Genomic DNA, 25,565 nt, shown 5'->3' with positions numbered 1-25,565 from the left:
GTCCCGGATCACTCCGGGAGCGACGGATGCCGCTCCTGGGGCGCGCGGTGGCGCGGGATGAACAGCGCCACCACGAGCGCGACGATCGCCGCGGTCCCGCCGAGGATCAGCGACAGGGTGAAGCCGGTCGTCGTCGGCACGGGCACTCCCTCGAAGTCGACGGTGTAGGTGGCGAGCACCGCGCCGACGACGGCGGCGGCGGTGCTGGTGCCGAGGGACCGGAACAGCGCGTTGAGGCCGTTCGAGGCTCCGGTCTCGCTCTGCGGCACGGAGCGCATGATGAGCATGGGCATCGAGGCGTATCCGAAGCCGATCCCGGCGCCGATGAGGATGTTCGCGACGAGGATGTGCCACACCTCGGACGAGAACAGCAGCGTGAAGCCGTATGCGGCGATCAGCGAGATCGCGCCGAGCAGCAGCAGGAGCTTGGGACCGGTGCGGAACGCGATGCGTCCTGCGATCGGCGACAGCAGCATCATCACGAGTCCCGAGGGCATGACGATGAGGCTGGCGACCAGCAGCGACAGCCCGAAACCGGCGCCGGTCGCCACCGGCAGCTCCAGCATCTGCGGGTAGACGACGTTCGAAGCGAAGAGCGAGAAGCCCATGGCCACCGAGGCGATGTTGGTGAGCAGCACCGCGGGGCGGGCGGCGACCCGCAGGTCGAGCAGCGGCTCGTCGATGCGCAGCTCGTACCATCCCCACACCAGCAGCACGGCGAGTCCGCCGAGCCCGCAGGCGAGCACGGGGGCCGACCCCCAGCCCCACTCGTTGCCGCGCGAGATCGCAAGCAGGATGCCGATGAGGCCCACGGCGAGCCCCGCTGCGCCGAGGTAGTCGAACCGGCCTGCGGTGCGCAGGACGCTGACCGGGACGATCCACAGCACCAGGCCGAACACGATCACCCCGAGACCGGCGGCCATCCAGAACAGCAGGTGCCAGTCGCTGCGCTCGGTGATGAGCGCGCTGATGGGCAGACCGAGCGCGCCGCCGACGCCGAGCGTCGCGCTCATGAAGGCGATCGCCGAGTCGACGCGGTCCTCGTGGAGGACGTCTCGCATGATCGAGATGCCGAGCGGCACGACGCCGACGATGGCGCCCTGCAGCGTGCGCCCGACGATGATCCCGACGATGCCGGGCGACAGCGCCGCGACGACGGAGCCGGCGACCATGACCGCGACCAGGACGAGCACGATGCGCCGCTTGCCGTACATGTCGCCCAGACGCCCCGAGATCGGGGTGATCACGGCCGCGGCGAGAAGCGTCGACGTGACGACCCACGCGGTGTCGTCGCGGCTGGCGTTCAGCAGCTCGGGCAGCTTGGACTGGATCGGCACCATGAGGGTGAACATGAACGACGAGCACAGGCCGGCGATCGCGAGAACCGCGACGATGGCGCCCTGGCTCGGCATCCGGGTGAGTCTTCTTCTCGCGTCCTCGTCACCCGTGCCCATCAGTTCAGGTTATCGGGGGCTGCGAGCACCCGGCTCCGCGGGTTGCGCTGCAGAACTCCCTCGATGCCGCGTCCGGGCAGCGGCATCGCGCGGGGTTCCGCGATGCACGGGCCGGACCGGAGGAGTTCTGCCGGGCCTGCGGGTGCAGACTTAGGGCATGGCCGAGATACCGACGCCGCCCGGCATCGACATCCGCTTCCTCGACACCGTCGAGGAAGTGCACCGCGCATCCGCCGTGCTCGCCGAGGTGTGGGGCGGCGACCGGGGCGGAATGCCGCCGAACCTGCTGCGCGCCCTCGCCCACGCCGGCAACTATGCCGTGGGCCTGTACGACGAGGACCGCATGATCGGGGCCTCCGTCGCGTTCTTCGCGGAGCCTGCCGCGCGCTCGATGCACAGCCACATCACCGGCGTCCTCGCCGACCACCAGTCGCAGGGGCTCGGCCGCGTGCTGAAGCGGCATCAGCAGGAGTGGGCCCTGGCGCGGGGCGTCGGCCACATCACCTGGACGTTCGACCCGCTCGTCGCCCGCAACGCCCACTTCAACCTGCGTGTGCTCGGCACGCGGGTCACCGAATACCTCGTGAACCACTACGGCCCGATGGACGACGGCGTCAACCGCGGCGACGAGACCGACCGCATCATGGTGTCGTGGGCGCTCGCCGCGCCGCCGGTGCCCACCCCCGACGACGAGCGCGTGGCCGTGTCGGTCGAGATCCCCCGCGACATCGAGACCCTCCGCCGCGAGACGCCGGTGGATGCCGCGGTCTGGCGCACGCGCGTGCGCGAGCAGCTCGTGGCGCACCTCGCCGAGGGCCTCGTCATCGGCGGCTTCGACGACGCGCGGGGGTACCTGCTGGTTCGGCCCTGACGGCGGTCATCGCCCCGCCGGGTGGAAGGCGCGGCCCCGAGCTTCGGAGAAACGGCCGGATGTCGGAGGGATTCTGCCGTGAGTGAGCGGAAACCCTGCCATTCTCCGAATTCCGGATGGGCAGCGGATGCTGCGCGCCTACGCTGACCGCATGCCCGACTACCGCGCCCACTTCGACTTCGACATCCGCTTCGCCAACGGGGGCGGCCTCGCCGGCAGCGGGTTCCGGCTCGACCTGCCGGGCGCCCACGCCACCGAGGACGAGATCGCCCGGCTGCTGATCGCCCACCTCGGGCTGGCCCTCGTGGACGAGGTCGAGCTGCGGGGCGTCCGCATCGTCGAGGAGGCGCACCGCGGCAGCAGGGGAGTGGATGCCCCGTCCCCGGCCGCCGGCGGGACGCGCGTGGTCGATCTCAGCCACCCGATCCGCGCCGGGCTCGTGACCTATCCCGGCCTTCCCGCGCCTACCATCACGCCGCATCTCACGCGCGAGGACTCGCGCGCCCGCTACGCGCCGGGCACGGAGTTCGCGATGGACATCATCCACATGATCGGCAACACCGGCACCTACCTCGATTCGCCGTTCCACCGATACGCCGACGGCAGCGACCTGGCCGGCCTCGACCTGTCGTCGCTCGTGGGCCTGCGCGCCGAGGTGTTCCACCTCGAGGACGCGTGGGATGTCTCGCGCCGAGGCATCCGTTCCGCCACGCTCGCCGATCGTGACGTGCGCGGCGCGGCCGTCCTGCTGCACACCGGCTGGGACGGGTGGTTCGGGCAGCCGGAGTACGGGGAAGGGGCGCCGTTCCTCACGGGCGAGGCCGCACAGTGGCTCATCGACGCCGGGGCGGTGCTCGTGGGCATCGACTCGGTGAACATCGACGACACCGAGTCGGGCGGCGAGCGCCCGGCGCACTCGCTGCTGCTGGGGGCGGGCGTGCACGTCGTCGAGCACCTCACGAACCTCGGCGCCCTGCCGCCGCGCGGCGCCCGGTTCACGGCTGCGCCGCCCGCCGTGGAGGGGTTCGGCACGTTCCCGGTGCGCGCCTTCGCCGAGGTCCCCGCCTGACCCCCGGACCGATCGCCGAATCCCCGTCGCCGCGCCCATCCCACGCGGGCAGATCACCGACGCCGATGTCGCAACCCCCTCGTACCGTGGGGGTCATGGACGGGTACGCAGGTGTACCGATCAGCTCGACGGCCGACCGGACGGCCTTCGAAGAGCTCGCCCTCGCGACGCGGCGGGTGATGTATCAGCGCACCTCGCACCATCTCCTCTCCTTCGAACGAGGAGGAATCATGCGCGAGCACATCGAGACCCTGATCGTCGCTATGAGCGACGCGCTGCGGGGAACGGCGCACCACACGGCGCCGGCAGAACCGCGTCGCCGGCGGCCGCGGGTCGCCCGGTCCACCTACGTCCCGGTCCTCCGGGACGCCGCGACCGCGCGCTTCGCGCACTGACCGCCTCGCTCTGTCGCCGGCCGGGCGTACGCTGAGCGCATGCCCATCGCCCGGCCGGCGGCATCCGTCACCCTCGAAGGATTCGAGCTGCGGGTGCTGCATCTGCCGCTCGTCGCACCGTTCACCACGTCGTTCGGCACCGAGACGGTGCGTGAGGTCATCGTCGTCCGCGCGCTGACCGCCGACGGCGACGGCTGGGGCGAGATCGTCACGCAGGCCGACCCGCTGTACTCGAGCGAGTACACGCAGGGCGCATGGGATGTCGCGCTGCGCTTCCTGGCCCCGGCTCTGCTCGACCGCGGGCGGCTCGCACCCGAGGAGGTCGCGGGCGTGCTCGAGCCTTTCAAGGGCCATCGCATGGCCAAGGCCGGGCTCGAGCTGGCCGTGCTCGACGCGGCGCTGCGGGCCGAGGGGCGCAGCTTCGCCGAGTACGCCGGGGCGGTGCGCGACCGCGTGCCGAGCGGGGTGTCGGTCGGAATCCAGGGCGACCCCGCGGCGCTCGTCGAGACCGTGCGCGGGTACCTCGACGAGGGCTACGTCCGCATCAAGATCAAGATCAAGCCCGGCCGCGACGTCGGCGACACGGCCGCCGTGCGCGACGCCTTCGGCGCGATCCCGCTGCAGGTCGACGCGAACTCCGCCTTCACGATGGCGGATGCCGACACCCTCGCCGAGCTCGACCGCTTCGACCTGCTCCTCATCGAGCAGCCGCTGCAGGAGGACGACCTCGTCGACCACGCGACGCTGGCCCGGCGCCTGCGCACCCCCATATGCCTCGACGAGTCCATCGTGTCCGACAAGGCCGCGGCCGATGCGCTCGCGCTGGGCTCGGCATCCGTCATCAACATCAAGGCCGGCCGGGTCGGCGGCTACCTCGAAGCGGTGCGCATCCACGATCGGTGCGTCGAGGCCGGGGTGCCGGTGTGGTGCGGCGGCATGCTCGAGACCGGCATCGGGCGGGCCGCGAACGCCGCGCTCGCCGCCCTCCCCGGATTCACCCTGCCCGGCGATGTGTCGGCCTCCAGCCGCTTCTACACGCGCGACATCGTCACCGAACCCGCCGTGCTCGAAGACGGGCATGTGCGCGTGCCGATCGGCCACGGCCTCGGCGTCGACATCGACCCGGTGGCGCTCGAGGACTTCACCGTCGCGCGCGAGACGCTGACGCGGTAGGCCGATGCGGACCCCGTCGCGACGGCGTCCCCGCCTCGGGGTGGTCGCGCTCGCGGGTGCGCTGGCGCTGACCGGGTGCGCCGCGACGGCCCGCACCCCCGAGCCTGCGCCGACGCTGCCGGCCGGGGTCGTCGTCGAGCTCCAGCAGCTGCGCTCGGACGTCGCCGGCCGGCAGGCCCAGGTTCATCTCGAGAACGGCGGCGACGCGCCGCTCACGGTGGCGGAGGTCCGCGTCGAAGACGAACGGCTCGCCGGCCCCGCGGTCCGCGTGATCGGCGGCCGCGTCAGCACCGTGGCGCCCGGGGGAGCCGTCGACATCCGCGTGCAGCTCCCGCCCGTCGACTGCACGGCGCCCGACGACGGCGAAGTCCACGTCGTCCTCGAACTGACCGGTGACTCCGCGTCGACCGAGGTGACGGCATCCGCTCCCGACCCCCTCGGGTTCCTGGCGGAGCTGCACGCCCGCGAGTGCCTGCTGGAGCGGGTGAGGGATGCCGCCGCCCTCTCGTTCACCGGATTCGAGCCCTCCGCACCCGGCGCGCCTGCGGCGCTCGAGCTCACGGTCAGCCCGACCGGCGACGCGGCGGTCACGATCGAGGGCATCGGACGGACGAATCTGATCGACTTCGCCGGCGCCGCCTCCGAGGAGGTCCATGCGCTCGACGTCGAGGTCACCGAGGGAGAATCGGAGCCGATCGTGGTGCAGATTCCGATCGTGCCCTTCCGGTGCGACCCGCACGCCGTCCAGGAAGACAAGCGCGGCACGATCTTCGACCTGGCCGTCGGGCTCGAGGGCGAGTCCGGCTCTGTCGAGCTGTTCGTCGGCGAGGAGATGCGCGGCCGCATCCTGACGTGGGTCGCCGCCTGGTGCGGCTTCGGCGGCTGACCCCGACGTCGAAACGCCCTGGGCCGGGCGCAGAACGCGAGACGGCCGGCCGCCCGAAGGCGACCGGCCGCATCCCGGCGCTCGGCTACTTCACCGTGACCGTGATCGCCTGGGAGCTGGTGGCTCCGGCGGCGTTGGCGAACTCGGCGACGTAGGTGTACGTGCCGGGCGCGCGTCCTGCGACGGCGGTCTTCGCCTGCTGCGCGTTCGGGGAGGCGGCGATGAGCGACTGCTGGTCGATCACCACACCGTTCTCGAACAGACGGTAGGCGGTGGCGTTGGTGCCCCACCACAGGTTGGCCGTGACGGTGTAGTTGCCGTCCTTGTCCCAGTTGTCGTGCGAGAGGGCGGGTGCCGCGGGTGCGGCGTCCTTCACCTTCACCGTGACCGAGGTGGTCGCGGTGGTGCCCTTCGCGTTGATGAGCTCGCCCGTGTACACGTAGGTGCCGTTGGGCTTGCCCGACACGTCGACCGTCGACAGCTGCGCCTTCGGCGAGTTCGCGTCGAGCAGCTTCGTCGCGACGAGCGTGCCGTTCTCGTACAGCTTGTACACCGCGCCGTTGACCCCCGACCAGAGGTTCATCGACACCGTGAACGTGCCGTCGTGCAGACCGTCCTCCCAGCCGGAGTTCGTCGACAGCACACCGCGGCCGGGCTTCGCCGTCGCGCCCTCGTCGTCGAACACCAGCAGCTGCACCGACGCGGCCGTGACGAGGCCGTCGTGGTTCACCGCGTTCACGGTGAGGGTGTGCACGCCCACCTTGTCGTCGAGCCTGATGACCTGGCCCGGCGCGACGGGGGCGCCGTCGAACGCGATGTCGAGGCCTCGCACGCCCGACTCGGGATCGTCAGCGCTCACCCCCACCGAGAACGTCGCCGTGCTCGGCAGCAGCGTGCCGTCCGCCGGGACTCCCGACAGCACCGGCGCGGTGGTGTCGGTCGCCCCCGTCGGGTCACCGGTGACCGCGATGCGCGGCGCCGGCGGGGTGGTCATGCTGTCGCCGAGGAAGAAGCTCGTCTGCGGCGGCTGGTTGTAGCCGGTGTTCTGCCACGCGACCGACAGTCGGTAGACCGGGTCGTGCATCAGCGTGCGGATGCGCAGGTCGGTCTCGTCGGTGGTCGAGTAGATCCGCAGCTCGCTCGAGTCTGCCGAGCGCCACGCGATCTCCTCACGCCAGTCGCCGAACAGGTCGGCCTGCAGGTTCGGCGTTCCCTTCGTGTCGTTGTTCGTCAGCGCACCGTCGGCTGTGAGGATCCGGTCGGCCTTCTCGGTCTCCCAGTTCCATTTCGACACCGTGGGCACGCCGGTGCGAGTCGCGTCGGTCCAGTCGTGGTCGACGATCTCGCGGAGCGGGTCGCCGTCGAACCAGGCGAGGAAGTTCGCCGCCGGGATCTTCTCGGCGATGAGCTCGCCCGTGGACGACTTCAGCTGTCCGACCGGAGAGTTCCATGCGGCGTCGCCGCCGATGGCCCACCCCTCGGCCCCTTCGTAGCGCGGGTCGATGTCGCCCGACGCAGCGCGGCCGGTGTCCTTGACCGCGGGGATCGACCACAGCACCTCGCCCGTGCGGGCATCGCGCATGGTCGCGCCGAGGTTGCCGGAGTTCGCCATGTCCTCGTGGGCCGCGAAGACCTCGAGGCCCGGGTTCGTGGGCACGAGATCCGACACGTGGAGGGCGTCGCCGTGGCCGAGGCCGGTCGAGTACAGCAGCTCCCCGTCGTCGTCGACCGTCGCCGAGCCGTAGACGATCTCGTCTTTGGCGTCGCCGTCCACGTCGGCTACCGAGAGGTTGTGGTTGCCCATCCCGTAGAAGCCCTCGCTGCCTTCGTCGTTCGAGTCGAGCACCCAACGCTGGGTGAGCTGCGACCCGTCGAAGTCGTACGCCGCCATCACCGCGCGGGTGTAGTACCCGCGACTGAAGACCGCGCTCGGGTGCTCACCGTCGAGGTACGCCGTCGCCGCCAGGAACCGGTCGACCCGGTTGCCGTAGGCGTCGCCCCACGCTCCGACGTCACCGCGGGCGGGCACGTAGTCCACCGTGTCGATTGCGGCACCGGTCAGGCCGTTGAACACCGTGAGGTACTCCGGCCCGCTCAGCACGTATCCCGAGCTGTTGCGGTGATCGGCGCTGGCGTTGCCGATCGGCTGGCCCACGCCGTCGATCGTGCCGTCGCCGGTCTTCATCATGACCTCGGCCCGCCCGTCGCCGTCGTAGTCGTACACCTGGAATTGCGTGTAGTGCGCGCCGGCCCGGATGTTGACGCCGAGATCGATGCGCCACAGCCGCGTGCCGTCCAGGCGATAGGCATCGAGGTAGACGTTGCCCGTGTAGCCGGCCTGGGAGTTGTCGCGCGAGTTGGACGGGTCCCACTTCACGAGCAGCTCGTGCTGACCGTCGCCGTCCACGTCGCCGACGCTCATGTCGTTCGCGCGATACGAGTACGGCTGGCCGTCCTTGCTGTACGCGTCGGCCGGCTTGTCGAGCGGCACCGACCGGTACGCGCCGGTCTGCACGCCGAACGAGTCCGTCTCCGTGGTCTCCACTCCGTCCAGCACCTTGGTGATGAAGTAGACGGATGCCTCGCCCCCGGCCTCGTCGAGATAGTTCGTCGAGTCCGTGAGCGGCGCCGAAGTGACCCGCTTCCCGTCACGGTAGACGTGGAAGGCCACGCTGTCGGGGTCGGTGCCGAGCATGCGCCACGACACCAGGTTGCCGGCATCCGTCGACACCGCCGCCGGGGCGCGGTCGAGGTACTCGGCCTGTCGCTGCAGCACGGTGACGGCGTCCGTCGACAGCTGCGCCGATGCCGCACCCGCGCCGCCGGCGTTCACTGCGACCACCGTGTAGAAGTACGGGATCGTGGTGAGGACCTCGGTGTCGGTGTAGCGGCTCGCGTCGGCCACACCGACCAGTTCGCCGCGTTCGCCCTCCACCTCGGAGCGGAACACCAGGTAGTACAGCGCACCCAGCGGCTGCGCCCACGAGAACTCCACCGAGCGCTTCTCGATGCTCTCCACGGCGAGCCCCGCCGGCGCTGCCGGCGGGGTCACGTCGGCGTCGACGAACGAGACCTCGACCGTCGCCGACGGCACCGACTCGAGCTTCGTCTGGTCGACGGCGGTCACGTGGTACGCGTAATCGAGCCCGACCCGAGCCGTCGTGTCGACGAACGCGGGCTCGTCCACCGCAGCGACGAGCACCGGCTCGGCGTCGAACGGCGACTTGCGGTAGACGTTCCACGTCAGACCCGGCTCGGCGTCCCACGCCAGCGACACGCTCGGTGCCGTCGGGTCGGCGTTCACGTCTGTGACCTCGAGGCCCACCGGCCCGAGCAGGATCGGCGTGATCTCCAGGCCATTGAGGCGCGTGCCCGCCGCGGCGCCGTAGGCCTCGACGTCGAGCCGGCCGTCGGTGACCAGGAACGGCCCGCGCAGGGTCGAGTTGACGCTGCCGGTCCCGGCGTTGCCGGTGCCCGCCTCCTTGCCTTCGATGCGGAAGCTCGTGCGCGTCGACCCGATCCAGTCGCCCGAGTAGGTCTTCACCGAGTACGTGCCGTTCGGCACGTCCAGGGCGAAGGTCGAGCCGTCGCCCGGGAGCACGAAGTCGCGCACCAGGTCGTTCGAGCCGGTCGCGGGGCCGCGGTCACGGCCGGCGTTCGCGGCCAGGGCATTGAGGAAGCCGTACCCGCGCTCGGCCGTGTACGCCGTGTTCGGGTTCACCTCGGTGTAGCCCGCCATGAGGGGGTTGCCCGCCAGCTGGAAGTCGTACTTGTACACCGCCTGCTTCGTGGTGAAGGTCACGGCGGCGCTCGGTGCGGACTCGCCGCGGCCGTTCACCGCGACGACGCGGTACCGGTACCCGGTGCCCTCGGCGAGGCCCTGCACGATCGAGCTCGTCTGCGTCACCATGCCCACGAGCGTCCACTCGGGGGCGGTGTCGGCCACGGCCTGACGGTAGATCTTGTAGATGTCTGCCGTCGGCGAGGCATCCCACTGCAGCGTCGCGCCGCCGTTGCTGATCGCTCCCGCGACGACATTCTGCGGTGCGACGGGCACCTCGGCAGGCGGCTCGATGTCGGAGACCTTCGCGGCGAGCGGCGTGTCCAGTCCTGCGACATCCTGCGCGATGAGCCTGGCCATCTGGATCGCGCCGTACTCCTGGAAGTGCGTGTCGTCGACGATGCCGGCGGGCCGGTTCGGGAAGATGCCCGGATCGACGTGCAGGAACACGGCCTTCGCCGCCTCCGGCCCGATCTCGTCCAGGTACGCGCGGCTGGACGCCGACAGGTCGACGAGCAGCACGTCCTCCTCGGCGGCGAGCTCCTTCATCTTGTCGACGTACTCGGGGAAGCTCACGTTGAACAGGCCCGTAGCCGCGTCGAAGCTCCGCCGCGAGACGGGCGTGACCAGGATCGGCGTCGCTCCGCGCTGACGCGCACCGTCGACGTAGACCCGCAGGTACTCCTTGTAGTCCGCGGGACTGGCGTAGCGGTCGTCGACGCCCTGGGTTGCGTCGTTGTGCCCGAACTGCACGAACAGGTAGTCGCCGGGACGGATGCTGCGCAGCACCTCGTCGAGACGGCCCTGCGTGATGAAGTTCTTCGACGAGCGGCCGCCGATGGCGTGGTTGGCGAAGGCGATGTCGTCGGCGAAGAACCGGTCGATCATCTGGCCCCAGCCGGCCTGCGGCGCGTAGGCGATCGGGTCGTAGGTCTGCACCGTCGAGTCGCCCGTGATGAACGCCGTCGAGATGGCCCCGGCGACGCGCGCCGGCAGGCGGGTGATCGTCACGGCGTTGACGGCGGGGGCATCGCCCGCGAACTGCAGCGTCAGCGCGCCGTCCACGAGGGCGATCGTGAACGACATGTCGAGGAACGCGCCCGCGGCCTGCGGGTTCGCCAGCACCTTCGCGATGCTCTCGGCGGTGACGGTCGTGGTGGTTGCGGCCTGCGCATCGCCCGAGACGAGGCGCACCGAGTAGTCGCCGGCGCCGAGGTCGACCTGGAAGGTCGAGCCGGCCGCCGCGACGAAGTCGCCGCGCAGCGCGTCCGAGCCGCCGCGGTCGACGTCGGGCGTCGGCGAGGTCGGCGCGGTCGAGAAGCCGTAGCCCCACTCCGGGTCGTACGCGGTCGCCGACGTCACCGAGAGGGCGCCCTCTGCCACCTGGCCGGGGCCGAAGTCGAAGGTCACGACGTCGCCCGCCGGCAGCGGCGCCGGGGCGGTGTAGACGGTGGAGGTCACCGTTGCCGAAGTCTGCGAGGCGCCGGCCTGGTTGCGCGCCGCGACCCGGTAGGTCCACTGCTGCGCCGTGTCGGCAGCATCCGTGTAACCGGGTGTGGTGACCGTCGCGAGCACGGAGAACGCGCCGTCGGCGCCGGCGCGCTCGACGACGTACTGGTCGCCGTTCGCAACAGCCGACCATGTCAGCACGACGGCGTCGCGCGTGACCTGTGTGACGGCGAGGTCGCCGGGCGCCTCAGGGGCGACGAGCTCGGGGATCACCCCCGATCGCACCTCTGCGGACGGCGCCGAGGCGACGCCGTCGTCGTTCACCGCCACGACCGCGTAGGCGTACGCCCGGCCCTCCCGGACCGATGCGTCGGCGTAGGCGGGTTCGGTGGCCTCGGCGATCTGCGTGAACCCGCCCGTGGTGTCGTTCACGACGTCGGCGCGGAGCACCTGGTACTTCGTGGCGCCGTCCACGGCGGTCCAGGTCAGGTCGACGCCGTTCCACGCGATGCGGGTCGCGGCGAGGTCGGCCGGGGCATCGGGCACGATCGGCGCCACGACGAGGCCGTTGACATACGCGCCGAGCCCCGAGCCGGTGAAGCCGACCGTGAGCTGGCCGTCGGTGACGGCGGCGGTGAACGTCGCGGTGGTGTTGAGTCCGCGCGCCGAGGTCATGCGGGTCTGGCCGACGCCCTCGAGGGTCACGGTGGCGTTGGTCCCGGATGCCGTGCTCAGGCCGTCGCCGATGGTCACGGTGACCTCGTAGTCGCCCTCGGGCAGCCCGTCGAGCTGGAAGCCCCAGTTCGTGCCGGCGACGAAGTCGTCTTCCATCGGGCCCGCGGGGGAGCCGTCGGTGCTGCGGTCGCGGTCGAAGAGTGTGACGCCCTCGGGCACAGTGATGCCCCAGCCCGCCGCGGCGGTGTACAGCGATGTCGGGCGTACCTGCTGCCAGCCCTCGGCGACGGCGCTCGTCGCGGTGCCGAAGTCGAAGCGCCATGCTCCGTCGTCGGCCGGGGGAAGCAGAGCCGCGGCAGGGGTCGCGGTGATGAGAGCCGCGACCACGGCGGTGGCGCCGGCGATCGCGGTGAGTCGAAGCCCGCGGCGGGGTGCGCGGGCCGCGGGGGCGTGTTCTGCGGGTCGCGTCGCGCCGTCGGCGCGTGCGGACACGTGGGGCACGGTTCCTCCTGTTGTCAGCATCGGCAAAGGATGACGGCGCACGCCGCGGCATCGCGGCATCCGGCGTCGTGAACCGGGCGCGTACGGACTCGAGCCCTGTCCGGTGTGGACCGCGCTGGTGCCGCGGTCCGGCTTTGTTGTCGACCGCACGGAAAGCGTATTCCATCGCGAGTCGCTCGCAGTCTGGCACGCGTCCACGCGATCGGGCAAGAGATTTATGAAACGTTTTTACGAGTTGACCTGCACACCTTGCGCTTCCGACGTCCGGTGCCCTAGGGTTCCCGGCGAGCGTTTTCCCAAACCCCCGTCGCCGATGCGTATACGGACCGTGTCGGCGACGGGCTCGGCGTGCGCCCGTCGTTCCCGTCGCCGGCGCCCGGTGCTCGGTGCTCGGTGCCCGGTGCCCGGTGCCCGGCGTTGGTGCCCGGTGCCCGGTGCTCGTCGTTTGTCGTTCCTGTCGTCTGGGCCCGCGCTCGTCGTTTGTCGTTCCTGTCGCCCGGGCCCCGCGCTCGTCGTTTGTCGTTCCTGTCGCCCGGGCCCCGCGCTCGTCGTTTGTCGTTCCTGTCGTCGATTCCTGCTTTGGGGCGCAGACTCTCCGTTGGGGCGCACTTCTTGCGCCCCGACGGAGGAAACGCGCCCCAAACCCTGGCCGGGTGGGCCCGACGGAGGAAACGCGCCCCAAACCCTGGCCGGTTGCGGCCCAAACCCTGGCCGGGTGGGCCCGACGGAGGAAACGCGCCCCAAACCCTGGCCGGGTGGGCCCGACGGAGGAAACGCGCCCCAAACCCTGGCCGGGTGGGCCCGGCGGAGGAAACGCGCCCCAAACCCTGGCCGGGCGGGCCCGGCGGAGGAAACGCGCCCCAAACCCGCAAGACGCAGCGGACGGAACGCGCCCCAAACCCGCAAGACGCAGCGGACGGAACGCGCCCCAAACCCGCAAGACGCAACGGACGAAGCGCGCCCCAAGCCCGCAAGGCGCAACGGACGGAACGCGGCCCGAACCGCCGCCCGCGCCGGACGGGCGGCCCCGACCCGCGAGCCGAGTCAGACCGGCCGGACGAGCTGACGCGGGGTCTGCGTAGGCTGTGCGCATGGCTCAGAGCAGCGCCGCCCCCGACGATCCCCCCGCCGCATCGCGCGGCATCTCGCGCCGTACGCAGTCCGACATCTACCGCGCCGGGATCAGCGGCACGCGGCCCCGGGTGCCGGTCGACACCGACGCCCTCGAGGCCGCGGCGCGCAAGGCGCTCAGCGCCGAGGCTTTCGCCTACATCGCCGGGGGAGCGGGCGCCGAGCGCACTGTCGCTGCGAACCGCGCGGCGTTCGGCCGCTGGCAGGTGTGGCCGCGGCCGCTGCGGGACGTGTCGTCCCGCGACCTGTCGGTCGACTTCCTGGGCGTGAGGCGCCCGACGCCGCTGCTCCTCGCCCCGCTGGGCGTCATGGAGATGGCCCACGCCGACGCCGACCTCGCGGTTGCGCGGGCCGCGGCGTCCCTCGGCGTCCCGTACACGCTGTCGAACCAGGCCTCTTTCCCGATGGAGGCGGTGGCGGATGCCGCGCCCGGCGGCTCGCGGCTGTTCCAGCTCTACTGGTCGGCGTCCGACGACCTCAACGCGTCGCTGCTGCGCCGGGCCGAGGCATCCGGATGCGAAGGCGTCGTCGTGACGCTCGACACCCACCTGCTCGGATGGCGCACGCGCGATCTCGACCTGGCCTACCTGCCGTTCACGCGCGCGATGGGGATCGCCCAGTACACCAGCGACCCGGTCTTCCAGCAGCTGGTCCGCGAGCGCTCCCGCGGAGGGACGGATGCCTCTACACCGCCGCCGCCGGTCAAGGTGACCCCGAAAGCGGTCGCTGCAGGCGTTCGGATCGCGCGCAAGGGCGCGGCCCTCACAGGCACGAGCAGCGTGCGCGAGAACCTGCGCTCGCCGCTGCCGCGCGCCGCGGTGGAGACGTTCCTCGACGTGTTCTCGACGCCGGCGCTCACGTGGGACGACCTGGCGAAGGCCCGGCAGTGGACGTCGCTGCCGATCATCCTGAAAGGCATCGTGCACCCCGACGACGCGATCCGGGCGCTGGATGCCGGCGTCGACGGCATCTGGATCTCGAACCACGGCGGGCGTCAGATCGACCAGTCCGTGCCGACCCTCGAGGTCCTGCCCACGATCGCCGAGCGCGTCGCCGGGCGGGTGCCGATCGTCTTCGACTCGGGCGTGCGGCAGGGCTCCGACGTGTTCATCGCGCTCGCGCTCGGGGCGACGACCGTGGCCCTCGGGCGTCCCTACTCCTATGGCCTCGGCATCGCCGGCGGGGCGGGCGTGCGCGAGGTGGTGCGCAACGTGCTGGCCGAGCTCGACATCACGCTGGGGCTCTCGGGACACACCTCGATCGCGGAGGTCGGGCGCGGCGCGCTGCGTGAGGTCTGACGTCCCGCGTCACCGCGGCCTGCCGTCGCGGGTGAAGCCGAAGATCGGCGCCTCCCCGGCGAGCTCCCCGGCCGGGAGCGGCTCGTGCGCGACCGGCTGGTCGGGGTAACCGGGATACAGCAGGGCTGTCAGCTCCTCGGCGTCGCCGGCTGAGCAGGTGCTCGTCGCGCCGACGCCGATCGCGTCCGCCCGGCCCGCGCCCCCGCGGATCTCGATGGTGAGCTCGGCGACGCCGACCGTCGGATCTGACGCCTCGACAACCACCTCGCCGGTTGCGGCCGTCGTCGGTGCCGTCGCCTTCCACCCGCGTTCGTCGAGCCACGCGGCGAGGCGGTCCGCGGTCGTCGCCGCATCGGCGGCGAGCGTCCAGCCCTCGAACGTGGTCCGGTGCAGTGCGAACGCGTATCCGCTGTCGCAGTCCGCGGGCAGATCGCCGTACTCCTGAACCTGCCAGGTGCCGTCGGAGATGTGGACGAGCACGGTGGCGACCGCCTCCTTGAACACGAGGTTCGCCTGTCGCGCCGAGGCGTACAGCTCGTCCCCGTGCGGCTGCCCGCTCGCGCATCCGGGCAGTGCGAGAATCGCGAGCGCGGCGACCGCGAGCCACCGCGGGAGGTGTGCGGAGCGTCCCGCAGCGGGCTCGGTCACGGCGACCTCCGGTCCACGCGATCAGGCTATGCCGCAGAGCCGCCGCGGGGGAGGGTGCCGCTCGTCTGTGCGGGCAGTGCGCGGAGCCTTAGGCTTCTGCCATGCCCGCACGAAGCCGGCGCTCGCCCGCCGACAGCACTCCTCTCGCCTGGATCCGACCGCGCCTGCTCGCGGGTGCGGCGGTGCTGGTCGCCTCGGCCGTCTCGCTGACCGGCTGCTTCGGCGCCGACCCCGTGGTCGAGGAGTCAGGTGGCGGCGACTTCGCCGACGACGGGTGCACGAGCGTCGTCGTGGCGACCTCGTCCGAGAAGGTCAACATGCTCGACGCGCTGGCCGACGCCTTCAAGGAGTCGTCGCAGCACGAGCAGCTCGCCGAGTGCGCGACGATCCATCCGATCAACGTCTCGTCGGGCGACGCGACCCGGTTCCTCACGGCGGGCGGCGACTGGCCCGACGACGACACACGCCGCTGGCCCACGATGTGGTCCCCCGCGTCGACGGTGTGGACCGATCGGGTCGCGGCGGCAGCATCCGCCTCCCTCGTGGGCGAGCCCGCGTCGTTCACCCACACGCCGGTCGTGTTCGGGGTTCCCGAGACGATGGCGAAGGCGCTGGGCTGGCCCGGTGCCGAGATCGGCATCGCCGACTTCGAGGCGCTCTGCCAGGACCCCGCGGGCTGGGCGAGCGTCGGCAAGCCGCTGTGGGGCTCTTTCAAGATCTCGAAGACGAACCCCAACACCTCGACGACCGGGCTCTCGGCGATCCTGATGCAGTCGTACGAGGCATCCGGCAAGACCGCCGACCTCACCGCAGCCGACGTCGCTGCGGCCGCCGAGTTCTCGCGCGTGTTCGAGGAGTGCGTCATCCACTACGGCGACACCACCGGAAAGGTGCTGACGCGGCTCTACGACGAGACCCAGAACGGCGCCGGCGGCTCGGGATATGTCTCGGCGGTCGCGCTGGAGGAGACCTCGCTGCTCAACTACAACCAGGGCAACCCCGACTCGCACACCGTGCAGCCGGGTGAGACGCTGACGCCTCCGAAGGAGAAGCTGGTCGCGGTGTACCCGTCGGGCGGCTCGATGTGGTCCGACAATCCGATCACCGTGCTCGGCGCCGACTGGGTGACGCCCGAGCAGGCCGAGGCGGGCGCGGCGTTCGCCGCCTTCCTGCAGACCGACGCGGCGCAGAAGATCCTGCCCGAATACGGCTTCCGCCCGCTGGATGCCTCGGTGCCACTGGGCGACCTCTTCACGGCTGCTTACGGGGTCGATCCCGCCGGGCCTGCAGTCACGCTGCCGAAGCCGGCCGTCGACGTGGTGTCGGCCGCGATCGACCAATGGACGCAGATCCGCAAGCCCTCGTCGGTGCTCGAGGTGATCGACATCTCCGGCTCCATGGACGAGGCGATCGGTGACGGCCGCTCGAAGCTGGACGGCGCGATCGAGGGCGCGCAGGCGACCCTCGGCCACTTCCGTTCGTCGGACGAGGTCGGGGTGTGGGCGTTCACCACCGGCGTCGAGTCGGAGGCCGGGCAGAACATCGTCGTGCTGCGGGACGTCGAGCCGCTCGCGTCCGACCGCGAGTCCGTCGATTCGTCGCTGGACGACCTGCGCTTCGCTCACCGCGACGGCACCCCGCTGTACGACGCGATCGCCGCCGCCTACGACGAGATGATGGCGCGGGCGCAGCCCGGCCGCATCAACGCGATCGTGCTGCTGTCGGACGGCCAGGACACCGACTCCGAGATCTCGCTGGACTCGCTCGTCGCGAAGATCGGCGCGTCGTCGAAGGAGGGCGGCGACGACGCCCCGGTGCGCATCTTCCCGATCGCTTACGGCGAGGGCGCCGACACCGGCGCGCTGCAGCGCATCGCCGAGGCGACCGGCGGCCAGTGGTTCGACGCGTCCGACGCGGCGAAGATCGACCTCGTCTTCGCGTCCGTGATCAACAACTTCTGAACGGCGCAGGATGCCCCACGATCTCGGCCTGAACGCGACGGACGTCTACCTCGACGACGCCGTCGACGGGCTCGCGAGCAGCAACGTGTACGTCTCGAGCGACGTGTCCGGAGGGACGCAGCTCCAGCAGGAGCTCGATCAGCAGGTCACCGACGAGTCGATCGCGGTCGTCGTGTTCCCCGACAACGAGGCGTTCGACATGACCGGCCGAGAGATGGTGGCCTCGCTCGCCGGCCGAACCGACTACGACACGATCATCGTCGCGATCGGCGACGACCTCTCCGCAGGGTCGCACGTGCTGTCCACGGGCGAGGCGATGCGCATCGCGAACGAGGCCGAGTCCGCGGCCCCCGATCTCGACACCGCGATCGTGCAGACGGTCGAGGGCGTCATCGCGGCGTACCCGCCCGACTACGAGCCGAGCGCGGGCGGGGTCGACGGCGGCCTCATCGTCGGCGGTGCGCTCGGTCTCGTCGCGCTGGTCGCGGCGGGCGGTGCGCTGTGGGCGGTGCTCCGCCGGCGCGGGCGCGGCGGCACCCGGGGGCATCACGCCCCGCTTCCCGACACCGTGCGACCGCTCGTCGGGCGGCTGCGGGCGCTGAGCGGCGAGTACGCGGCGGCCGGGGCATCCGGAAATCGCGATGCCACCGACGTGGCGAGCGAGATCGTGACCGTCGCGAACAACACGACCGAACTCTTCGACCGCCTCGACCGCAAGGGCGACGAGGGCCAGCGGGCCACGGCCGCCGTCGAGTACGGCGAGACGCTGCGCAAGCTCACGGCGGCCCTCGACCGCGACTATCTGCTCGACATCCTGCAGCACCCCGATCTCTGGGATGACCCCGTCGACCGCGTTCGCGAGGTGCGCACCGCGCTGACGTCGTTCTCGACGGAGCTCATCGAGAACATCAAGCAGGTCAACGCCCGCCGGGGCCTGCACTTCCAGGTGTCGCTCGACGGCCTGATCGGCCGCCGCAAGGAGCTGCAGGAGTGGGACCGCGCCTTCGAGCGGGCGGACGGCGAAGCCGGGCCCCCTTCACGCGACGACTAGAATCGACGGATGCCGCGGTCAGCGGCCTCTCGCACCTTCGTGCATCCCCTCCCGACCATTGGAGCCACCGTGGCCGAGCAGTCTCGCCTCGACAAAGTCATCGCCCTCGCCCGTCACCGCGGGTTCGTGTTCCAAGCGGGTGAGATCTACGGCGGATCCCGGTCGGCATGGGACTACGGCCCCCTCGGCACCGAGCTCAAGGAGAACATCCGCCGCCAGTGGTGGCAGACGTTCGTGCGCGGACGCGGCGACATGGTCGGCCTCGACTCGTCGATCATCCTGCCCAAGCGCGTGTGGGAGGCGTCCGGTCACGTCGCGACCTTCACCGACCCGCTCGTCGAGTGCCTGCAGTGCCACAAGCGCTTCCGCGCCGACAACCTCCTCGAGGACTTCGAGGCGCGCAAGGGCCGCAAGCCCGAGAACGGGCTCGCCGACATCCCCTGCCCCAACTGCGGCACGAAGGGCCAGTACACCGAGCCCAAGGCGTTCTCGGGCCTCGTGAAGACGTACCTCGGCGTCGTCGACGACGAGTCGGGCCTGCATTACCTCCGCCCCGAGACCGCGCAGGGCATCTTCGTGAACTTCTCGAACGTGCTCACCGCGAGCCGCAAGAAGCCGCCGTTCGGCATCGGCCAGGTCGGCAAGGCGTTCCGCAACGAGATCACGCCCGGAAACTTCATCTTCCGCACGCGCGAGTTCGAGCAGATGGAGATCGAGTACTTCGTGCCGCCGGCCGAGGCGCAGGAGTGGTTCGAACACTGGGTCGACGAGTGCTGGGACTGGTTCATCGGGCTCGGCATCGACCCAGACAACATGCGCCGGTTCGACGTGCCCGAAGAGGACCGCGCCCACTACTCCGACGGCACCATCGACGTCGAGTACCGCTTCGGCTTCGCCGGCAAGGAGTGGGGCGAGCTCATGGGCGTCGCCAACCGCACCGACTACGACCTGAGCTCCCACTCGGAGGCGTCAGGCCAGTCGCTGACCTACTTCGACCAGGCCTCGGGCGAGAAGTACATCCCCTACGTCATCGAGCCGTCGTTCGGGCTCACCCGCGCGATGATGGCCTTCCTCGTCGACGCGTACCACGAGGAGGAGGCGCCGAACGCGAAGGGCGGGACCGACACCCGCACGGTGCTCAAGCTCGACCCGCGCCTGGCTCCCGTGAAGGTCGCGGTGCTCCCGCTGTCGCGCAACGAGCAGCTCTCGCCGATCGCCCGCGAGGTCGCGGAGCAGCTGCGCGGCGACTGGAACATCGACTTCGACGACGCGGGTGCCATCGGCCGCCGCTACCGCCGTCAGGACGAGATCGGCACGCCGTTCTGCGTCACGGTCGACTTCGACTCGCTCGACGACCGCGCCGTCACCGTCCGCGACCGCGACACGATGGGCCAGGAGCGCGTCCCACTCGACGGCCTGCACGCCTACCTCGAGGAGCGCCTGAAGGGCGCCTGACCTCTCCCGCTCGCTGAGCTCGACGAACGCCGGATGCCTCGACCCACGCGGGTCGAGGCATCCGTCGTCTGCGTCAGGGTGCGACGGTCGGCGCGTCGACGGACGAGAGGCCGCGCCACACCGAGGCGATGGTCGCGGCGGTGGCGTCCCGCCACGGGAAGCCGTTGAGAAGGTCGTCGGTCGCAAGGGTCGCGACGCCGTGGACGGCCGCGAAGGCGACGACCGCGGCCTCCTCCGCGGGTCCGGGCGGAAGCTCGCCGGCGTCCTGCGCGGCCGTGATGAGGGCGACGAGCGCCGGCATCGCGACGTGGCTGACCTCGACCAGCTCCGCGGATGCCGCGGCATGGTGCTTCGCCGTGTACATCGAGCGCAGGATCGCAGGGTGCTTCACCGCGAAGCTCACATAGGCGTCGCCCGCGGCGCCGAAGCGTTCCGCGAACGATCCGGGGGAGTCGACGGCATCCGCGAGCGCGGCGTTGAGGCGCTGGAAGCCAGCGATCGCGAGGGCATCGAGCAGCGCCTGCTTGTCGCGGAAGTGGCGGGCGGATGCCCCGTGGCTGACGCCGGCATCGCGTGCGAGCCGGCGCAGCGACAGGGCGTCTGCACCCTCGGCGTCGACGACATCCCAGGCGCGGTCGAGCAGCGCGGCCCGCAGGTTGCCGTGGTGGTACGTGCGCTCCGTCACAGTCCCAGCCTAGCGCGATGTTGGCATTGACAACAATGCTGTCACTGTCTACATTGACTGGCATGACCAGGGACTACCGCGGCACCACCGCGCTCATCACCGGCGCGAGCGCCGGACTCGGCGTCGAGTACGCGACGCAGCTCGCCTCCCGCGGGGCGGACGTCGTGCTCGTCGCCCGCCGCGAAGAGCGGCTCCGCGACCTCGCTGAAAGCCTCGCGCGCGACCACGGCGTTCGGGCGACCCCGATCGCCCTCGACCTCACCAGGCCGGATGCCGCGGCCGTGCTCCGCCGGGAGCTCGACGAGCGGGGCATCCGGGTGCAGACGCTCGTCAACAACGCCGGATTCGGCATGAAGGGCGCGTTCGCCGAAGCGGACGCCGCGCGCATCGGCGAGATGGTGCAGGTCAACGTCGCCGCGCTCGTGGCGATCACGAGGGAGCTGCTGCCCGAGATGGTCGCCGACGGGCGCGGAGCGCTCGTGGGCATCGCGAGCACCGGCGCGTATCAGCCGTGCCCGAACATGGCCGTGTACGGCGCCACGAAGGCTTTCGTGCTCAGCTTCACCGAGGCCCTCGCCTACGAGACGCAGGGCTCGGGGCTCGGCGTGCTCGCGGTGAGCCCGGGGGCGACGCGCACCGAGTTCTTCGACATCACCGGTGCCGACGCGGCAGTGGGGCGGTTCCAGACGCCGGCCCAGGTCGTCGAGCTGACCCTCCGCCGGCTCGATCGCGACGACGTGCCGCCGAGCGTGGTGTCGGGGCGCGCCAACGCCTTCAGCGCCTGGGCCGCACGGGTGATGCCGCGCCGCGTGACGCTCGCCGTGAGCGGCCGCGTGCTGAAGTAGCCGCCGGTGCCCGGCCCCTCGCGGGGCCGGGCGCTTCGCGTGACGGGGTCAGCTGCCGATCGCTGCGGCGGCATCCTTCGCGGCGTTCTTCGCCGCCGTGCCCGCGTCGCCGGCGGCGGCCATCGCGTCGGCACCCGCGGTCTTCAGCGCGAACGACTGCAGCAGGGTGTTGAGGTCGAGGCCCGTGAGGCCCTTCACGACCTCGGTGCCCTCGCCGAGCACCCGGCCGACGGTCTTCGTCATCTCGGACGCGCCATCGGTCGAGACGACGGTGAGCTTGTCGATCGAGGCGATCGGCTCCGCCGCGGCGCGGACGATGTCGGGCAGACGCGAGATGATCTCCTGCGCGAGAGCCGCCTCGCCGTACTTCTGCAGCGCGAGCGCCTTCGCGTCGGTCGACGCCGCCTCGGCCAGACCCTCGGCCTGGATGGCGGACGCGCGGGCCTCACCCTCGGCCTTGATGCCGGCGGCGAGCGCGACCTGCTTGTCGCGTTCGGCCTCACCCGACACGCGCACGGCCGTGGCGGCCGCTTCGGCGTCCTGCACGGCGGCCACCTTGTTCGCCTCGGCGATCTTGGTGCGCTTGAACGCGTCGGCCTCGGTGGCGGCATTCGCCGCGTCGCGCTGCGCGGTCGCGCGCTGCACCTCGGCGTAGGCCTGCGCCTCGGCGGGCTTGCGGATCTCGATGTCGAGACGCTCCTGCGTCACGAGTGCCTGCTCGGTGAGTGCCTCGCGCTCCTGCACGGCCACGAGCTTGTCCTGCTCGGCGGTGGCCAGCTGGCCCGCCGCCTGCGCCTCGGCGTTCGCACGGTCGGTCTCTGCCTTGATCGTGGCCTGCTTGAGGGCGAGCGCCTTCTGGCGCTCGGCGATCTGCTCGGATGCCTCGATGCGGGCGAACTCGCTCGCCCGGGACGCCTCGGCCTCGCTGATCTCGGCGACCTGGCGGGCGCGGGCGGCCTCGGCGCGGCCGAGGTTGGCGAGGTAGTCGCTGCCCGGCGTCGAGATGTCGCTGATGTTGAGGAGGTCGACCTGCAGGCCCTGCTCGACGAGGTCGGCCTTCGTCTCGGCGACGACGCGGTCGGAGAGGCTCTTGCGGTCGGAGATGATCTGCTCGATGGTCATGTCGCCGACGATCGAGCGGAGCGACCCCTCGAGCGACTCCTTGATGATCTCGGTGAGGAGGTCCTGCTGCGAGAGGAAGCGCTGTGCGGCGCGGCGCACCCCGTCCTCCGTGCCCGAGACCTTGAAGTTGATCGAGGCCTTGATCGCGATCTTGATGCGGTTCTTGTCGACGCCCTCGACGGTGATGCCGATCTGACGCTGCTCGAGCGAGATCGAGAAGCCCTGCTGCAGGATCGGCCACACGAACGTGCGACCGCCGATCACGACGCGCTGGCCGCTGCCGGTTTCGCCGGGATCCGGTCGTCCGGCACCGCGCCCGACGATCACCAGCGCCTCGTTCGGGGGCACGCGGCGGATGCGGCGCGCGATGAAGGTGATCAGGCCGAGCACCGCCACGATGAGGGCGACGACAGCGATGATCTGGATGAGTTCGTTCGTCATGGACGACCTTTCTCGTGGGATGCCGCGACCCGGGGTTCCCGACCCGGACCGCGGTGGGGATCTACTCCGCGACGACCTTGACGCGGGTGCCGGCGTGCTCGATGACGCGCACGCGCACGCCCTCGGCGATGGTGTCGTCCGCGTAGGCGAGGCGTCGCTCGACCTCGTGCGGACCGTCGAGGCTGACCTCGCCGCCGGCCGGGGAGACCGTCGAGCGCGTGACGCCCGACAGGCCGAGTGCCGACGCCGGCACGCCGTCGGAGCTCTTGGTCAGCCGCTTCACGAAGACCACGGCGATGACGTAGGCGATGATCGCAAGCACTGCGGCGAGCACGTACGCCCAGAGCGTGTCGAGGCCGTTCGTGGTGGTGAGGGCGCCGGATGCGCCGAACACGACCGCAGCGATGCCCAGGGCGGTGCCCGAGATGGCGCCGTCGCCGATGTCGAAGTGGTCGAAGATGTCGCCGACGACGAGCGAGATCAGCAGCACGGCGAGGCCGACGCCTCCGACGATCAGGAAGGGCAGCACGGTGTCTCCTGCAAGGGTGCGGTGCGGGCGGGTCCTTCCACCCTAGCCAGCGGTTGGGACCCGGTGTCCAATCCTGGGATCGGATGTGGAGAACGCGCTCAGCGGGCGTGCTGTCGAGGCATCCGTCCCCGCGGCAGCCTGATGACAGCGCCGTGGCAGCGCGACGCCGCGGACGACAGCGGGGTGACAGTGCCACGGGCGCACTCTGGGTGACGTCGAAAGGCGAATCCCATGACCATCACCACTTCCGCATCCCGCACCCCCGCGGTCCGCGCCGAGGGGCTCGTCAAGAGCTTCGGTGCCAACCGCGCGGTCGACGGCGTCGATCTGACCGTCGAAGCCGGCACCGTGTACGGTGTGCTCGGCCCCAACGGCGCGGGCAAGACCACCACGATCAGCATGCTGGCCACCCTGCTGCGCCCCGACGCCGGGAAGGCCGAGATCTTCGGCTACGACGTCGTGCGCCACCCGCAGATCGTGCGCCGGCTCATCGGCCTCACCGGCCAGTTCGCGTCCGTCGACGAGACCCTCTCGGCCACCGAGAACCTCGTCATCTTCGGTCGCCTCCTCGGGCTCTCGCGCATCGATGCCAAGCGCAAGGCCGCTGAGCTCCTGGAGGAGTTCTCCCTCACGGAGGCGGCGACCCGGCCTCTGGCGAAGTTCTCCGGCGGCATGCGCCGCCGCCTCGACCTCGCGGCATCCCTCATCGCCCAGCCGCCGCTGATCTTCCTCGACGAGCCGACCACCGGCCTCGACCCGCGCACCCGCGGGCAGATGTGGGACACGATCCGACGTCTGGTCGCGACGGGATCCACTGTGCTGCTCACGACGCAGTACCTCGACGAGGCCGACCAGCTCGCCGACCGCATCGCCGTCATCGACCGCGGCACCGTGGTCGCCGAGGGCACCGCCCTCGAACTCAAGGCATCGGTCGGCCAGTCCTCGCTGCTGCTGCGCCTGCGTGCGGGATCCGACATCGCCGAGGCGCAGCGCGAGATCTCGCGCGTGCTCGGCGTGACGGCCATCGTCTCGCCCGAGGCCGCACGTCTCACCGTGCCCATGAGCGACCCCGATCGCGTCGCCGACCTGCTCGTGGCGTTCCGCGCCGCCGACCTGCACCTCGAGGAGCTCAGCGTGCAGCAGCCGTCGCTCGACGAGGTCTTCCTCACCCTCACCGGCAAGGGCGTGCCGGAAGGCGACGAGGCCGCCCACGCGACGGCCGACGAACTCGAAGGAGCCCGCGCATGACCGCCATCGCGACCCCCATCACCCCGGTCGCGGACCGCGACCTCTCGAACCGCTCGACGCTCGGCCTGACGGTGCGCAACACCCTCACGATGGCGTGGCGCGGCATCCTGAAGATCCGGCGCACGCCCGAGCAGCTCATCGATGTGACGGTGCAGCCGATCATCTTCACGCTGATGTTCACGTACATCTTCGGCGGCGCGATCGCCGGTGACGTGCAGAACTACCTTCCGATCATCATCCCGGGCATCCTCGTGCAGACCGTGATCACGACCTCGGTCGTCACCGGCGTGCAGCTTCGCGAAGACATGGACAAGGGCGTGTTCGACCGTTTCCGGTCGCTCCCGATCGCCCGCATCGCGCCGCTGTCGGGGGCTCTGCTGGCCGACACCCTGCGATACACGATCGCGACGACGCTCACCTTCACGATGGGCTTCATCATGGGCTTCCGCCCGGGCGGCGGACTGGCAGGCGTGATCGCGGCCGGGCTCCTCGTGATCGCCTGCTCGTGGGCGATGAGCTGGATCTTCGCCTTCTTCGGCGTCATCGCGCGCACCGCATCGAGCGTGCAGGGCATCTCGATGCTCATCCTCTTCCCGCTGACGTTCCTGTCGAACGCGTTCGTGCCGGCGGACACCATGCCCGACTGGCTGCAGTGGTTCGTCGAGGCGAACCCTGTCTCACACCTCGTGACGGCCGTGCGCGGGCTCGTCAACGAGGGCACGGTGACGACGGAGGTCTTCACCGCGCTGCTCGGCGCCGCGGTCATCGTGGCCGTGTTCGCCCCTCTCACGGTGCGGGCGTACATGCGGAAGGCGTGAGTGGATGCCGCGGCCCGCGGCGGTGACGACGGGCCGGGTGCAGGGGGCCGGGGTGGCGGGAGCTGCCTCGGCCCTTCGC

General features: G+C 71.1%; 18 protein-coding genes. 12 read left to right on the top strand and 6 right to left on the bottom strand.

All coding sequences use genetic code 11. The annotated features are described in order from the left end of the window. Positions 1–8 precede the first annotated feature (8 nt). Positions 9–1,412, bottom strand: a complete 1,404-nt coding sequence (locus tag RS82_RS09115; protein ID WP_045298545.1) for an MFS transporter — start codon at positions 1,410–1,412, stop codon at positions 9–11. A gap of 199 nt (positions 1,413–1,611) precedes the next feature. On the opposite strand from RS82_RS09115, the gene RS82_RS09110 reads away from it, so the two are divergent. The 5 genes from RS82_RS09110 (at position 1,612) to RS82_RS09090 (ending at position 5,848) form a co-directional block, all read left to right on the top strand. Beyond that, on the top strand, positions 1,612–2,325 hold the full coding sequence (locus RS82_RS09110) for a GNAT family N-acetyltransferase (protein WP_045298544.1): 714 nt from the start codon (positions 1,612–1,614) through the stop codon (positions 2,323–2,325). A gap of 151 nt (positions 2,326–2,476) precedes the next feature. Continuing rightward, entirely contained in the window at positions 2,477–3,394 is a 918-nt protein-coding gene (locus RS82_RS09105) for a cyclase family protein (RefSeq protein ID WP_045298743.1), read from the top strand. Positions 3,395–3,489: 95 nt separating this feature from the next. Beyond that, entirely contained in the window at positions 3,490–3,789 is a 300-nt protein-coding gene (locus RS82_RS09100) for a hypothetical protein (RefSeq protein ID WP_045298543.1), read from the top strand. 39 nt (positions 3,790–3,828) lie between these two features. Next, a complete protein-coding gene (gene menC, locus RS82_RS09095) occupies positions 3,829–4,962 on the top strand; it encodes an o-succinylbenzoate synthase (RefSeq protein ID WP_045298542.1) in 1,134 nt (377 codons plus the stop codon). 4 nt (positions 4,963–4,966) lie between these two features. Then, a complete protein-coding gene (locus tag RS82_RS09090) occupies positions 4,967–5,848 on the top strand; it encodes a putative periplasmic lipoprotein (protein ID WP_045298541.1) in 882 nt (293 codons plus the stop codon). An 85-nt stretch (positions 5,849–5,933) separates the two neighbouring features. Here RS82_RS09090 and RS82_RS09085 read toward each other — a convergent pair whose 3' ends face one another. Beyond that, positions 5,934–12,245: a rhamnogalacturonan lyase family protein gene (locus tag RS82_RS09085; RefSeq protein ID WP_045298539.1), complete on the bottom strand. Its 6,312-nt coding sequence runs from the start codon at positions 12,243–12,245 to the stop codon at positions 5,934–5,936. 1,100 nt (positions 12,246–13,345) lie between these two features. Between RS82_RS09085 and RS82_RS09080 the strand changes: the two genes are divergently transcribed. Beyond that, positions 13,346–14,683 carry an alpha-hydroxy-acid oxidizing protein gene (locus tag RS82_RS09080; protein WP_045298536.1) on the top strand — a complete coding sequence of 446 codons (1,338 nt, stop codon included), beginning with the start codon at positions 13,346–13,348 and terminating at the stop codon, positions 14,681–14,683. A gap of 9 nt (positions 14,684–14,692) precedes the next feature. On the opposite strand, the gene RS82_RS09075 is transcribed toward RS82_RS09080, so the two are convergent. Next, positions 14,693–15,331, bottom strand: a complete 639-nt coding sequence (locus RS82_RS09075) for a hypothetical protein (RefSeq protein ID WP_045298533.1) — start codon at positions 15,329–15,331, stop codon at positions 14,693–14,695. A gap of 101 nt (positions 15,332–15,432) precedes the next feature. Between RS82_RS09075 and RS82_RS09070 the strand changes: the two genes are divergently transcribed. From RS82_RS09070 to RS82_RS09060, 3 genes are all read left to right on the top strand, one after another. Continuing rightward, a complete protein-coding gene (locus tag RS82_RS09070; protein WP_245619566.1) occupies positions 15,433–17,292 on the top strand; it encodes a vWA domain-containing protein in 1,860 nt (619 codons plus the stop codon). A gap of 10 nt (positions 17,293–17,302) precedes the next feature. After that, positions 17,303–18,343 carry a hypothetical protein gene (locus RS82_RS09065; protein WP_045298531.1) on the top strand — a complete coding sequence of 347 codons (1,041 nt, stop codon included), beginning with the start codon at positions 17,303–17,305 and terminating at the stop codon, positions 18,341–18,343. Between the two features lie 69 nt (positions 18,344–18,412). Further along, positions 18,413–19,798 (top strand): glycine--tRNA ligase, encoded by a 1,386-nt coding sequence (locus RS82_RS09060; protein WP_045298528.1) that lies wholly within the window; start codon positions 18,413–18,415, stop codon positions 19,796–19,798. A gap of 73 nt (positions 19,799–19,871) precedes the next feature. Here the strand turns inward: RS82_RS09060 and RS82_RS09055 are convergent, their stop codons facing one another. Next, positions 19,872–20,483 (bottom strand): TetR/AcrR family transcriptional regulator, encoded by a 612-nt coding sequence (locus RS82_RS09055; protein WP_045298526.1) that lies wholly within the window; start codon positions 20,481–20,483, stop codon positions 19,872–19,874. A 62-nt stretch (positions 20,484–20,545) separates the two neighbouring features. Between RS82_RS09055 and RS82_RS09050 the strand changes: the two genes are divergently transcribed. Beyond that, entirely contained in the window at positions 20,546–21,328 is a 783-nt protein-coding gene (locus tag RS82_RS09050; protein WP_045298524.1) for an SDR family NAD(P)-dependent oxidoreductase, read from the top strand. A gap of 48 nt (positions 21,329–21,376) precedes the next feature. Here the strand turns inward: RS82_RS09050 and RS82_RS09045 are convergent, their stop codons facing one another. Together RS82_RS09045 and RS82_RS09040 are read right to left on the bottom strand one after the other, a co-directional pair. Next, the gene (locus RS82_RS09045) at positions 21,377–22,891 is read right to left on the bottom strand and encodes a flotillin family protein (protein ID WP_045298522.1); all 1,515 of its coding nucleotides are present in this window, start codon (positions 22,889–22,891) and stop codon (positions 21,377–21,379) included. Positions 22,892–22,952: 61 nt separating this feature from the next. Next, positions 22,953–23,420 carry an NfeD family protein gene (locus RS82_RS09040; protein ID WP_045298519.1) on the bottom strand — a complete coding sequence of 156 codons (468 nt, stop codon included), beginning with the start codon at positions 23,418–23,420 and terminating at the stop codon, positions 22,953–22,955. 231 nt (positions 23,421–23,651) lie between these two features. Between RS82_RS09040 and RS82_RS09035 the strand changes: the two genes are divergently transcribed. Beyond that, positions 23,652–24,668: a daunorubicin resistance protein DrrA family ABC transporter ATP-binding protein gene (locus tag RS82_RS09035; protein ID WP_045298517.1), complete on the top strand. Its 1,017-nt coding sequence runs from the start codon at positions 23,652–23,654 to the stop codon at positions 24,666–24,668. Beyond that, positions 24,665–25,486 carry an ABC transporter permease gene (locus RS82_RS09030; protein WP_045298515.1) on the top strand — a complete coding sequence of 274 codons (822 nt, stop codon included), beginning with the start codon at positions 24,665–24,667 and terminating at the stop codon, positions 25,484–25,486. Before RS82_RS09035 ends, RS82_RS09030 begins: the two co-directional genes overlap by 4 nt. The last annotated feature ends 79 nt before the right edge of the window (positions 25,487–25,565 follow it).

The sequence above is a fragment of the Microbacterium trichothecenolyticum genome, assembly GCF_000956465.1.
Classification (GTDB): Bacteria; Actinomycetota; Actinomycetes; order Actinomycetales; family Microbacteriaceae; genus Microbacterium; species Microbacterium trichothecenolyticum.
Note: the sequence above shows the minus strand (reverse complement) of the source record. Positions and strands in the feature narration are given on the sequence as shown.

Bases quoted from the DNA above. Each gene is read 5' to 3' on its own strand.
- RS82_RS09045 (WP_045298522.1), bottom strand. From the start codon at position 22,891: ATGACGAACGAACTCATCCAGATCATCGCTGTCGTCGCCCTCATCGTG.
- RS82_RS09030 (WP_045298515.1), top strand. From the start codon at position 24,665: ATGACCGCCATCGCGACCCCCATCACCCCGGTCGCGGACCGCGACCTC.
- RS82_RS09100 (WP_045298543.1), top strand. From the start codon at position 3,490: ATGGACGGGTACGCAGGTGTACCGATCAGCTCGACGGCCGACCGGACG.
- RS82_RS09080 (WP_045298536.1), top strand. From the start codon at position 13,346: ATGGCTCAGAGCAGCGCCGCCCCCGACGATCCCCCCGCCGCATCGCGC.
- RS82_RS09115 (WP_045298545.1), bottom strand. From the start codon at position 1,412: ATGCCGAGCCAGGGCGCCATCGTCGCGGTTCTCGCGATCGCCGGCCTG.
- menC (WP_045298542.1), top strand. From the start codon at position 3,829: ATGCCCATCGCCCGGCCGGCGGCATCCGTCACCCTCGAAGGATTCGAG.
- RS82_RS09065 (WP_045298531.1), top strand. From the start codon at position 17,303: ATGCCCCACGATCTCGGCCTGAACGCGACGGACGTCTACCTCGACGAC.
- RS82_RS09035 (WP_045298517.1), top strand. From the start codon at position 23,652: ATGACCATCACCACTTCCGCATCCCGCACCCCCGCGGTCCGCGCCGAG.
- RS82_RS09105 (WP_045298743.1), top strand. From the start codon at position 2,477: ATGCCCGACTACCGCGCCCACTTCGACTTCGACATCCGCTTCGCCAAC.
- RS82_RS09070 (WP_245619566.1), top strand. From the start codon at position 15,433: ATGCCCGCACGAAGCCGGCGCTCGCCCGCCGACAGCACTCCTCTCGCC.
- RS82_RS09090 (WP_045298541.1), top strand. From the start codon at position 4,967: ATGCGGACCCCGTCGCGACGGCGTCCCCGCCTCGGGGTGGTCGCGCTC.
- RS82_RS09110 (WP_045298544.1), top strand. From the start codon at position 1,612: ATGGCCGAGATACCGACGCCGCCCGGCATCGACATCCGCTTCCTCGAC.
- RS82_RS09050 (WP_045298524.1), top strand. From the start codon at position 20,546: ATGACCAGGGACTACCGCGGCACCACCGCGCTCATCACCGGCGCGAGC.